The sequence below is a fragment of the Candidatus Atelocyanobacterium thalassa isolate ALOHA genome, from assembly GCF_000025125.1.
GTDB classification, from domain to species: Bacteria; Cyanobacteriota; Cyanobacteriia; order Cyanobacteriales; family Microcystaceae; genus Atelocyanobacterium; species Atelocyanobacterium thalassae.
Genome location: NC_013771.1, coordinates 153,405 through 166,625 on the forward strand (window position 1 = coordinate 153,405; position 13,221 = coordinate 166,625).

Annotated in this window: 9 protein-coding genes and 1 tRNA gene; 3 read left to right on the plus strand and 7 right to left on the minus strand. The window is 30.8% G+C overall.

Annotation, left to right across the window (positions count from 1 at the left end; all coding sequences use genetic code 11):
- The first annotated feature begins 78 nt into the window (after positions 1–78).
- On the plus strand, positions 79–402 hold the full coding sequence (trxA, locus tag UCYN_RS00665; protein WP_012953562.1) for a thioredoxin: 324 nt from the start codon (positions 79–81) through the stop codon (positions 400–402).
- A 169-nt stretch (positions 403–571) separates the two neighbouring features.
- On the opposite strand, the gene UCYN_RS00670 is transcribed toward trxA, so the two are convergent.
- From UCYN_RS00670 to trhO, 7 genes are all read right to left on the minus strand, one after another.
- Positions 572–1,840, minus strand: coding sequence for a dihydroorotase (locus tag UCYN_RS00670; RefSeq protein WP_012953563.1), 1,269 nt, complete (start codon positions 1,838–1,840; stop codon positions 572–574).
- A gap of 369 nt (positions 1,841–2,209) precedes the next feature.
- Positions 2,210–3,607, minus strand: coding sequence for a hypothetical protein (locus UCYN_RS00675; protein ID WP_012953564.1), 1,398 nt, complete (start codon positions 3,605–3,607; stop codon positions 2,210–2,212).
- 207 nt (positions 3,608–3,814) lie between these two features.
- Positions 3,815–4,990, minus strand: coding sequence for a pyridoxal phosphate-dependent aminotransferase (locus tag UCYN_RS00680; RefSeq protein ID WP_012953565.1), 1,176 nt, complete (start codon positions 4,988–4,990; stop codon positions 3,815–3,817).
- Between the two features lie 215 nt (positions 4,991–5,205).
- Positions 5,206–6,666, minus strand: a complete 1,461-nt coding sequence (locus UCYN_RS00685) for an NADH-quinone oxidoreductase subunit M (RefSeq protein WP_012953566.1) — start codon at positions 6,664–6,666, stop codon at positions 5,206–5,208.
- Between the two features lie 80 nt (positions 6,667–6,746).
- Positions 6,747–8,612 (minus strand): NAD(P)H-quinone oxidoreductase subunit F, encoded by a 1,866-nt coding sequence (locus UCYN_RS00690; RefSeq protein ID WP_012953567.1) that lies wholly within the window; start codon positions 8,610–8,612, stop codon positions 6,747–6,749.
- A 296-nt stretch (positions 8,613–8,908) separates the two neighbouring features.
- Entirely contained in the window at positions 8,909–10,039 is a 1,131-nt protein-coding gene (gene cbiD, locus UCYN_RS00695) for a cobalt-precorrin-5B (C(1))-methyltransferase CbiD (protein WP_012953568.1), read from the minus strand.
- Positions 10,036–10,875, minus strand: a complete 840-nt coding sequence (gene trhO, locus UCYN_RS00700; protein WP_012953569.1) for an oxygen-dependent tRNA uridine(34) hydroxylase TrhO — start codon at positions 10,873–10,875, stop codon at positions 10,036–10,038. Before trhO ends, cbiD begins: the two co-directional genes overlap by 4 nt.
- Before the next feature lie 243 nt (positions 10,876–11,118).
- On the opposite strand from trhO, the gene UCYN_RS00705 reads away from it, so the two are divergent.
- Positions 11,119–11,191 (plus strand) — tRNA-Ala (locus UCYN_RS00705).
- A gap of 337 nt (positions 11,192–11,528) precedes the next feature.
- A complete protein-coding gene (ribBA, locus tag UCYN_RS00710; protein ID WP_012953570.1) occupies positions 11,529–13,199 on the plus strand; it encodes a bifunctional 3,4-dihydroxy-2-butanone-4-phosphate synthase/GTP cyclohydrolase II in 1,671 nt (556 codons plus the stop codon).
- Positions 13,200–13,221: the final 22 nt, after the last annotated feature.

Below are 13,221 nucleotides of genomic sequence, written 5' to 3' on the forward strand. Positions count from 1 at the left end.
CTAAAGAGAGTTTTTGATGTGGTAGAATAAAACCCTAGAGTATTCTAGAGAAATATGAGCAATTAAAGGAATTCTTATATGTCAGCTACAGCGCAAGTTACAGATAGTAGTTTCAAAACAGATGTCTTAGAGAGTGAAGTCCCTGTTTTGGTTGATTTTTGGGCACCTTGGTGTGGTCCTTGTCGTATGGTAGCTCCAGTCGTAGACGAAATAGCAGAACAATACGCGGGACAAATAAAAGTAGTTAAGCTTAACACTGATGAAAATCCCAATACAGCTAGTCAATATGGAATCCGCAGTATTCCTACTCTTATGATTTTTAAAGGAGGTCAAAGAGTTGATATGGTTGTAGGTGCTGTTCCTAAAACAACTTTAGCCTCTACTCTCGAAAAATATCTTTAATTTTTATTAAAAAGTTAAAACTATATCTAAGAGGTAAGTTCTTGAAAACTTACCTCTTTTTTAATAAATTCAATCAAACATATTTATTATTGAATGATTAATGTAGTGTTGCTAAAATTAAAACTTTAGCGATTTCTCTAAGATAGTAAAATTATATATGTTACTACTTTTATTTTATAAAACTAGCAGTTACTTTCCCTTTTATTTTATGTCCTAACCAAAAAGTGTTATGACTTAGAGAGGAAAGGTTAGATAGAGAAATTTCCCAAGATTTATTAGGATCAAAAATAATAAATTCTAAAGGAGAACCTTCTTTGATGGAAGTTAAAGGCTCTCCTAAATATTTACGGGGTTCACTGCTTAGTGCCTTCCATAACTGGACTGCTGATAATTTTTTAGTTGCTACTAATTCTTGCCAAAGTAAGGGTAATGCTAATTCTAATCCTATAGTTCCTGGAGGAGCTTCCGCAAAAGGTACTGTTTTTTCTTCATAAGTATAGGCATGGTGATCAACGGCTATCATGTCAATCACACCTTCTGAAATTCCATTAATTAATGCAGTTCGATCTTCTGGATTCCCTAAAGGAGGGTTCAATCTTAGATTAGGATCATAACTAGCAATTGCTTCTGAGTCTAACAACATATGCATCCAAGTTGTACTTGCAGTAACTGGAATACCTCTTGATTTTCCCCATGCAATTAGTTCAATCGAGCGATGAGTAGAGATTCTCATTAAATGGACAGGGGTTTGAGTCACAGCTACTACTTCTAGTATTGATGCAACTGCTGTTGATTCTGCTATAGAAGGGTTTACATTAAGACCATAATTAATTGAAGAAGAACCCTCCCTAATTACTCCGTTACCTTTTAAAGAAAAACAATCTGGAACTAGAGCAATAGGTTTCTCAAGAGGTTTAAGATATTCCAACAATCGCCACAACATACCTAAACTTTCTATTTGCTGATTATCTGTAAATCCTAGTACCCCATTTATTGCTAACTCTCTTAACTCTGTCATTTGTTCACCTTTCCCATCTTTTGTAAGATTTCCCCAAAAATTTAGTTTTACAGGTAAAACTTCTTTTGCTCGTTGTTGTAAATAGGTAAGAGAAGTTAAAGTATCAACTGGTGGAATAGTTTGAGGAAGTATACCAACACGAGTAAACCCTCCTGCAATGGCGGAAGCTGCTAAATTTTCTAATGTTTCTCTGGATTCATGACCAGGCTCTTGACTATAACTATATAGATCTACTAATCCTGGAGCAAAAATAAGATCTTTACCGTTAATAATTTCTGTATTTGAGGAAATCTTATCTATATGAAAATCTATTTTAAGAATTTTTTCCTTATCTAATAAAATGTCGCGAATAGAATGAGTATTAGTTACAGGATCTAAAACTTGAATTTGCTTCAGTAAGGTTAAGGAATCAGTTGTCATATTAAAATCGAAGTAGGCGTTTCGATTAGATTATAAATATTTAGCAATAACATATTTATTTTTCAGTTAATTTTCAGTTATTTACTACTTCAACAATTATCACATAACGAGTTAAGTTTCTTATATTTTACTCATTAGTCTTTTACATAAGAATTTTATTTTTCAGATTAATTCATATTTCTAGTAATTAGCTTGATTTTTAATAAAAAAAACTTACGATCATTACTAACCCTCAGAAATATTTTAATTAGTATTATCCTATTATTAGATCCACCTAAGGTATAAAAATCTATAAAATGAGGTCATTATTAAAAATGATTTTGCCAATTTTTTATGTAATAAGTATTAGAAAATTCTTATACCTTTCAATTATTTAAAAGTACCAATAGTATCTTTAAAAATAATAACTTGTTCATCAGCATAACCAGCAAAGTTTCTATTTATAATAAGTTTAATTTTCACGCCTAAACCAGATTGTAAGTATTTTGAATCAATAGGCAATTCTCCAACATTAATTGTGAATTTACTACCATTTAAAGTAACTAAATTACTTGGAATCTCTCCTCTATATTTTGTACTATAATCAGAAACCGGTTTTAACCATGGATCTGAATAAGTAACACTATAAATAATGTTGAATTTAGTTGAAACTAGAGAAGATTTATCTGCTTTATCAACTAATATTAATTGTAATTTTTTTTCTTTCCCAGAAATTTCCTGAACCTTTAAGCGGGTTGCATCACTTTTTTTTATAGAGTTATGAACTATAAATTGTGTAATCTTTTTATGCTGTTGTGTAGTCGCTTCTATCCAAATATCATCAGGAATATTAATTACAATACCTTTGTTATTGATATATTGTAGAGTTACTTGCTGATGGGCAAAATTACTAAAAGATTGGGGAGCATTCCAAATTAATAAAAAAGAATGTTCTAATCTTTCTACCAAAGCTAAATATTGATCATTAATTATAGAAGCAGGAGCGAATAAGGCGGCTGCATTTTTTTTAGTTTCCCAAATATTCTTTGATAAAAGATAACCTTTATTTTTTAAAGTGGCCATACTTACTGTTACCGCAGACTTATCAGGTTCAAGGGGCTTGTCAAGGTTAATCAAAGTTAAATGTCCTCTTCGACCATCTTTTCCCAAAGTTCCACTAACACCATTCAAACCATTATTACCATCTTGACATTTAAACTTTAAAGTTGTGCAGCTATAACCAGAAGTACCTGGTTCATTATCACAACTTTCCAGTGCCCAATAATAGTTATTACATTTACATCCTTCTGCTCCAATTCCTCCTTGCCCTGGTTGTCCTCCTTGACCTCCTCCTGCATTAACAAAGATTTTACTTAAGTTTTTGATATTACTTGTATATAAAGTTAAATTTCCGCCATTTCCACCATTTCCGCCATTTCCACCACTTCCACCATTTCCACCATTGGAAGCCTTTAAGTGATATTGAACATTTAAAGGCTGATTTATACATTTTGGATCGTTACCATGTCCCCCATTTTCTCCTACTTGTCCGCTTTCTCCTGCTAAGTCAAGATTTAGGGGAGAATCATCAATAAAGATGGTTAAATCTTCGCTATTATTACCATCTTTCCCTGAAGTACCATTATGAGTCTCAATACCATTTTCGCCAAATGTTCTAATCTCAGTAGCAATTGCAGATCTTATATAAAATTTAGATGTTATGAGTGATGACGAAAGATTAAAAAATTGGAAAAAAAACAGAAAGGAAATAAATTTAATTAATTGCATTTATTCGTTAGAGGATTAACGACATTCAAATTATAAAAGACTATAATTGTAAATTTTTGTTTCTTACTATTACTGATAAAACTAATAGTAAAGTTGAACTTATGATTATAGATGAAGATTAACAACTTTAAGATTCAATATTTAAATTTTAAAAATTATTTATGCTCTATAAATTCCTCACTTAATCACTTCTTATCTTAATAAATGTTACTTAAGTGTATCAATAAATTCTTCTATTCTATTCATTCCTTTTTCAATAGACATTAGGTCAGTGGCATAAGAAATACGGATACAATTATCGTTACCGAATACTTGTCCCGGAATAACAGCAACTTGGTATTTTTCCAATAAATCATCTGAAAACTGTATAGAACTTTTACTTATTTGACTAATATCAATGAATACATAAAATGCTCCCATTGGGATGGGACAACTTATTTTTGGAATGGCTGCAATTCTTTCAAGAATACTATTACGACGATCTGTAAAGGCATTTAACATTTCTTGAACACACTTCGAAGATTCCTCTTCTTCTAAAGCAGCAATAGCTCCATACTGAGCAAAAGTACAAACATTAGAGGTACTATGACTTTGAATAGTACTTACAGTTTTAATTAAGTCATTTGGACCTGCTAAATAACCAAGACGCCATCCTGTCATAGCATAACTTTTAGAAAATCCATTACTAATAATTGTTTTTTTAAAGATATCTTCACCTACTGCGCCAATACTAGTATGTTCTGCTTTAGAATAAAGAATCTTTTCATAAATTTCGTCAGAAACAACCCATATATCATTGTCTACGATTATTTGTGCCAATTCCTTAATTTCCTGATATGTATAAACTGCACCAGTAGGATTAGACGGAGAATTTAGAATAAACAATTTTGTTTTTAAAGTAATGGCCTTTAATAATTGCTTAGGTGTAATTTTATAATTTGTTTCTGCTTGAGTCTCTACAATAACAGGTGTACCTTGAGCTAATCTCACCATCTCGGGGTAACTAAGCCAATAAGGAGCAGGAATAATCACTTCGTCTCCACTCTCTATTAAGGCTAACATTAGACTAAATAATGAATGTTTCCCTCCATTCGTCACAATAATGTTGTCGGGAGTATAGTCTAATTTGTTATCTTTCTTTAATTTATTTACTATAGCCTCTTTCAACGCTAATTCACCTGATACCGGACCATATTTAGTTTTACCTTTCTGTAAAGCTAATACTGCTGAGTTTTTAATATGTTGAGGTGTATCAAAGTCTGGTTCCCCCGAACTAAGACTACAAACGTCTATACCTTGCATCTTCATCTGTTTAGCTTTAGCAGCAATATCAAGGGTGATCGAGGGAGTAATTTTCTTCACTCTTGCCGCTAGTTGATTCATATTCACTCTTCCAAAACTAATACACTACCATTAATTACTCTACAACATTTTCTACAATACACTTTCAACAATATTTTGTTTCTTAATTGTAATAAAATCTCTTTATCATAATTAAGAAAACATTAGTTAATTAATATTATTAACTTGCATAGCGCTACACTATAGTATCAATTAATAAAACTCAAAATTATTAATTTGTTAGTTATATTATTTTTTTATTTTATTAGTAAAATATTTATTGAAGTTTCACTCCAACGCAATAGCCAGTTAGGCTGAATTCCCAATGTTATAATTAAAACTGTTAAAAGTAATGCTGGAGATCTTTCAGACCAGTATATACGAGGAATGTTAACCAATCTTGGAGTCAATCTTCCAAAAAAAACACGATTTACCATTAATAAAAAATATACTGCTGTTAACCCGCTACCTATTAAACATAGTAAAGTCTGAATTGGAAAAACAGGAAAGCTACCTCGAAATACTAAAAATTCTGCTATAAAACCAATCATTCCAGGGATACCAGAACTTGCCATTACCCCAAGAATAATTAAACTTCCTGTAATAGGTAAACCGTGCTGTGAATTGAATAGACCTGACAAAAAGTCCACATCACGACTGCCTGTTTTTTCATAAACAATCCCTACAAGAAGAAATAATAAAGCAGAAATTAATCCGTGACTAATCATCTGAAAAACAGCAGCATTTAAACTTAGTGGAGTACTTGCAGATGATGCTAGTAGTATATAGGCCATATGAGCAATAGAAGAGTAAGCAACTACTTTTTTCATATCTTTTTGTGCAATAGCACAAGAAGCTCCATATAACGCACTAACGACGGCTAAAGTTGCCAATACAGGAGATAAAAATACCCATCCATCTGGAAATAAGCCAATCCCAAAACGTAGTAGACCATAAGTACCTAACTTTAGCAAGATTCCTGCTAGTAAAATGGAAACAGGTGTTGAAGCCTCTACATGTGTATCTGGTAACCAAGAATGAAAAGGAACAATAGGAATTTTAATACTTAGGCCAATCAATAATGGAATTAATAAGAATAGTTGATGTGTAAGGGATAACGAATGAGAACGTAAAGACCAATAATTAAATGTAGGGATTTCTGCTAACCATACTAATCCTAAGAAAGATATCAAAACAAGAATTCCAGAAATAGATGTATATATTAAAAACTTAATAGAAGCATAATCACGTTTAATTCCGCCCCAAATTACGAGCAAAAAATATAATGGAATAGTTTCTAATTCATAAAAAATCAAAAATAATAGTAAATCTTGTGATAAGAAAGCTCCAGATATACCACTATTTAAAATGAATATTAATCCGTAATAAAAATTCTGTTTCTGTATGTTTTTACCGCTACTATAGATAGTAATTAAAGTAAGTAAATTATTAAGGCACAACAGTGGTAAAGACAGTCCATCAACTCCTAGGCTATAGTTTAAACCAATCTTTTTTATCCAGAGAAAAGATTCATAAAACTGTATTTCTGGATCGTTTATATTAAATTTGAAAATAATAACTAAAGTTAAAATCAATAAAATAATTGATATAAAAATAGCAAATAAACGACAATAGTTACTATCTTGCTGTTTAAAAAAAAATATTATTAAAATAGCACTTAATAAAGGTAACCAAATTAAGCAACTAAGGACTGACAAATTTTTAACTCCTAGAATGTAAAAAAATATTTATATAATAATTATTTAAGAATAAAAACTAATTTTAAAAATTAGTTAACTCAAGAAAAATAATCAATGTTAGAAATTAATAATAACTGATTTCTGAGTAAGAAGAGCCATATAAGTATACTAAACCATAGTCCTGTAAATATTGTTAACACATACAGTTGTAATTGTCCTGAATTAGCATATTTTAGGATACTACTACTGAAGAAAACTATATAACTAATTAAATTATTAAGGCCATCAATAATATAACTATCAAACCAAGATGTTATACGTGAAATATTTTTAACTAAGCCCACAATAGTTAGGGCATAAACTTGTTCTAAATAAAAATCGTGAGCAAATATATCTTGAAAAAAATGTAACCATAAATTAGTAAACTTTTTACTAGATACTCTGTACTTAGCTCCAAGCAAACAGCCAAACAAACCTGATAAAATGATAGTAAAACATACTGAATTCATTATTGAAGATACCTGTAATACCAAATGCATAGGTATAATAGGCTCAATTAAAACAAAAATTATCAAAATTATCATCGGAAATGACATAAGCCAGCCGACCTCTGGTGTTCGTTTCGTTTTATTTTGAGAAACCCCTAAAAAAACAGTACAAAAAATTCTAGTTAAGTTAAAAGCACACAACATATTGATAATAGTTAAAGTAACTAATAAATAATAAAAAGAAATACTCCAATAATTATCAAACCAAATTTTCCATGTCCAAAACATGCCCATAGGAAATAATGCCACTAAACCACTTGAACCAGTCAAAAAAGCGATAGTTGTAACTGGCATTTTTGACCATAGGCCTCCCATTTCGGTAATATTTTGACTATTTGTAGTGAAAACAATAGATCCAACACTCATAAATAGTAGTGCTTTTGGAATTAAGTGTGCGCATATTAATAAAAAAGCAACATCAATATGGCCTAAACCGACAGCAATAAATACTAAACCTAAGTAGGTGCTCGTAGAGTGACATAAAGCCCTTTTAATATCTATTTGAGCCATGGCTATTAAAGAAGTACCAATACTAGTGACAATTCCTAAAACAATTAATACGTTAGAAGCTATAGACGATAAGGCAAAAATTGGCTGTAACTTTATAAGAACATAAGCTCCGGCAGACACAACTATAGAATTTCTCATTATACTCGCAGGATTAGGTCCCTCCATAGCTTTGTCTAACCACAAATTCAAAGGAAACTGGGCACATTTCCCTGTTAATCCTGCAATCAGTGATAATCCCAATAAAGTTACGTTTAACATTGAGATTGAAGTATTTGAAGCCCAGACTTCTAATTCGGAAAAAGTCAACCCTTCTCCATAACTTGATAGGGCTACTAACCCCATAAAAAAAAATATATCTCCTACTCTTTTGGTTAAAAAAGCGTCTCTTGCTGCCGTTTTCACCAGTGGTTGAGCATACCAAAAACCTACCAAAAGATAAGTAGATAAAGTTAAAATTTCTAAGAGCCCATAACTTAACAATAAAGAATCACTGAGAGCAATACCTCCCAAAGATGCTTCAAAAATTCCCATCATTCCCAAGAAACGAGCTAAAGAGGAATCTTTTTCCATGTAACCTAAAGCATATATTTGAGATAAAAAACTAATACAAGTAATGAGCTCCAAAGCTCCTAAACTAATAGGAGATAATTCAACAGATAAAGATAAATGTAATTTAGCTACATTTAACCAATCAAAAACCAAGTGTTGAACTGGTGTTTTCCAAATTAAAATAAAAGCAAAAGAGTTGTGAACAAATGCTAAAAAACTCATTAACAAGTTTAGATAAGCTCCGAAAAGAGGCCCAGCTCTTAGAGTAATATTGATTGACCAAGGTAGAGAAAGTAGCGTACCTATCAAACCATAAAACGGAATTAGCCAACTATTATCCAGGAAAAAAGTACTCATGTATAGTAATGAATTTACTTTAATAAAATTAGTTTAAAAAATATCATTGAAATCGTAAATTATCTTTTGTTATTTTTGTAAGATAATTTATATCTAAAAATACACTTCTTAAAAAATATTAATTCTAAAACTAGAATTAATATTTAAGTTATATCAAACATCTCTTAAGTAATTATCAAGTCAAAAAATAGTATCAGTTATAATCATATAAATTATTTTTAACATAAAGAAAAGCCTCCAGAGATAGCTTTTATAGGAATTATAGAACAGTTAGAATTTAACTTTTATTTCATAAATTATACTTGTATTAATTTCTTCAATAAAAACTTCCCTGTACTACTAGATACCACAATGGTCCTATCCCGTTTAAAAAGAATTGATCCTATAGTGACGTTAAAACTAACATGTTTATTAATATAAGCTTGTGCTTTTTTATCAATTGTTTCAGCAATTGATTGATAAATTTTATTACCCCATTGATTATTTGTTTCTTTATCTAACTTTCTTAAAAAATTTAGAGCATCTTCTGCTGTTTGACATTTAAATAAACTTTGTAGATTCTTAGGTGGTAATCCTACCTTGACTCCATGAGTAATTAATACTTCTAATCGTCCATCTGCTAAGTGATGATGAGTGTTAAAAATACCCCCTGCAAGTTTAATTAACTTTCCATGATATCCGAACAATAAAATAGAGTTAATTCTTTCGGCTCCAGCCATTATCAATAATGGCCCTATCCAATTAGCTGTCTTGATTATATTCTGAGAATGAATACCTATTTTTTTAGCTACAAATAAACCATTTTCTCCTAGGCAAAATACTAAAGTATCAGTTTCTTGAGATTTTTTTTGTAATTCTTTTTGACAATTGTGCAATTGGCTAATTGTACTTAAAGGTCTAGCTATGCCAGAAGTACCCAATAGTGATAATCCTTGAACTATTCCAAAGGATTCATTTGAAGTTTGTTTTGCAAGTTTTTTACCTTCTGGCAGGATGATCGTAACTATAATTTTTTCCGTAGAAGTCAGATAAAATTGTAAATTATATTTTAATAGTTTTTCGGCATAGAAATAAATGGCATCCTTAAAGCCATTATGAATCTGTTTGCCAACACCTTCTCCTCCTTTTATAACAATTTGTGTTTGATTATGATTACGTTTTTTTAATTCTACTATTACCCAAATAGGAGTATTTCTAGTTAAATCAAGATTATCACCTGGATTACTCTCAGTAATTGCTAAAGATTTATTTTGGTGAATTTTGACTACTTGATTAATAGGAACAGTTATTATTGTTGATGGTTCAACTAGATCAAGATAAATCTCGTCATTAATTTTTCTATTTTGTAATCTGAACAAGGCTGCGATTGATGATGCGCAAGCAAAAACAGGTAACGTATAGCCAGAGGAAGCTATGATATTGTTCATAATCTTTCCTTGATATTTAGACTAGAATCACAATGAGGGCAAGAGTTGTTTTTTTCAGAACAATCAAACAAATCAGACTTATTAAGTAAGGGATAACCACATCCTTTACACATTTTATAGTTTCCTTTTTCTAATTTATGTTGAACAGCAACCCTTTCATCAAAAACGAAACATTCGCCTTGCCATAAACTTTGAGATTTAGAGATGTTCTTCAAATAATTTAGAACTCCCCCTTTGAGATGAAAAACTTCTTTAAATCCTTTTTTTAATAAGTATGATGAAGCTTTTTCACATCTTATTCCTCCAGTACAAAACATAGCAACCTTTTTATGTTTATTAGGATTTAAATAATTTCTAACATAGTCAGGAAATTCCCTAAAAAAATGAGTATTGGGATTAATTGCACCTTTAAAAGTACCAATTGCTATTTCATAAATATTTCTTGTATCGATTACAATAATTTCTTTATCTTCAAGTATATTATTCCAATTTTCAGGAGCAACATAAGTTCCCACCTGTTGTTCAGGATCAATATCAGTCATCCCTAATGTTACTATCTCTTTCTTTAACCTAACTTTCATACGTTTAAAAGGAAGATAAGAAGAAGTAGAATACTTGACATCTAAATCCAGAAAATAATTATCTTTCTTTAAATAGTTAATAGTTGCTTGGATATCTTCAGGAATTCCTGCAATAGTAGCGTTTATTCCTTCCTGAGACAGCAATATAGTTCCTTTAATACTGTGATCTTGGCAGAATTTAAGTAATAATTGCTTTTTTTCAGTATATTCAGGCAAAAAAATAAATTTGTAAAAAGTTGCGATGGTATAAGACATAAAAAATAATTTTATAAGTAACTATGACAGAATAATAACAAAAAACTTTAAAAATTTAATACAGTTACTTTTTAAAAAATGTTGGCCTCCATTACAAATTGAATTAAAGTACACTGCATTGTTAAGGAAAGATAAGCAATTAAAGAATTAAAATAAAAAAACTTGCATATTTATGCTATTGTTATGTATGCTATGAGAGGTTAATAGTTAGGTTAAGTCGTAACTCAATTATTAAACAACTTTGGGGGTTTAGCTCAGTTGGTAGAGCGCCTGCTTTGCAAGCAGGATGTCAGCGGTTCAAGTCCGCTAATCTCCATATTTTTTCTTGTTAATCTTTGGTCATTCTAATTAGGATACCTGAGATTAGCCTTTTTAATGACATTTATTGAGCAAATAATTTTTTGTTATTATACATAACTAGTAGACACTAGTTATCTCTTTTCTACATGAAATGTTTAGACTATAAATAATGTTTACTACACGTTTATTTGTTTTTATTTTTAAATCTTATTTATGATTAGTACTTACCTGATATCTTAATTTTGTAAAAAATTTTAGTAATTAAATAGAACAAGTTCTATCCTTTAAACCTATACATTTAAGTCCTTTACAATCTAGAATGAGATCAATCCTACCATTTTAAATAATAACTTGTGAATGCCTCACGAAACCTGATTTTTGAATTTGATTCTATAGAAGCTGCTTTAGCCGATATTAAAGTTGGTCGTGCTGTCATCGTTGTAGATGATGAAAACCGAGAAAATGAAGGTGATCTTATTTGTGCTGCTCAGTTTGCTACTCCCAGCATTATAAATTTTATGGCAACGGAAGCAAGGGGATTAGTATGTTTAGCTATGAATGGAAAACAATTAGATGATCTAGATCTTCCTCTAATGGTTACTAAAAATACTGATAGTAACCAAACTGCTTTTACTGTAAGTATTGATGCTTCACCTCATTTCGGTGTTACTACTGGCATTTCTGCAGAGGATAGATCCAAAACTATTCAAATTGCTATTGATCCTAGTACACAGCCTGAAGATTTAACTCGTCCTGGTCATATTTTCCCGATTCGTGCAAAAGTTGGAGGAGTACTTAAACGAGCTGGCCATACTGAAGCAGCTGTAGATTTATCTAGATTAGCAGGCTTGTATCCGGCTGGTGTAATTTGTGAAATACAAAACCTAGATGGTTCAATGGCTCGCCTTCCAGAATTGATTGATTATGGGAAAAAACATAATTTAAAACTTATTAGTATTGCAGATTTAATTAGTTATCGTCTGCAACATGATCGTTTCGTATATAGAGAAACAGTTTGTCAATTTCCAAGTAAGTTTGGAACTTTTCGACTTTATGCTTATAGAAATGTATTAGACAATACAGAACATGTTGCAATTGTTAAAGGAGAACCTGATAAGTTTAAAGAACACCCAGTAATGGTAAGAATGCATTCTGAATGCTTGACAGGTGATGCTTTGGGATCATTGCGTTGTGACTGTAGAATGCAATTACAAACTGCACTAAAGAAAATAGAAGAAGCACAAGCGGGTGTTGTTGTTTATCTTAGACAAGAAGGTAGAGGGATTGGATTAATAAATAAGTTAAAAGCTTATTCATTACAAGATATAGGCCTTGATACTGTAGAAGCAAATGAAAGATTAGGATTTCCTGCAGACTTAAGAGATTATGGCATGGGAGCTCAGATGCTTAATGATTTAGGCATAAAAAAAATTCGTCTTATCACTAATAATCCAAGAAAAATTGCAGGACTGAAAGGATATGGATTAGAAATAGTTGAACGTCTTCCATTATTAATAGAATCTAATTACTATAATTCAAATTATTTAGCAACAAAAGCAGAGAAACTAGGACATTTACTTTTACGAACTTACCTGGTAACTGTTGCTATTGAATGGAAAATAGAAATTAATTCAGTTGCAGAACATTATCAAAATTTAGAGCAAATACGTGACCTGAGTCGTTCTGTAGAACTCTTTTTACAAGAAGAAGTTAGACCAGTAGCAAATGCTTTATTTGAACAACCTTCAATAATATTTCACCTAGGATTTAAACAAGTTCAAACGATTAATAAAAACTGGTATTGTGATCCTAATCATGTCAATGTAAAAGCTATTACACAAGTTCTTGATAATTTAGTAAGTTGGACAAGTGTTAAGCGACTAGAATTTTTGATTTCTTCTGAAGATGATCCTATGTCAGGCTTGCAAGTTGGTATTAAACGTCATATATTTCCTTTAAGTAAAAGCCCTTCCCAGTGCACTAATCCCTGGGAGCAACAGACTATTTATAGTTTTACTTTATGAAATTGATATTAATGATAAATAT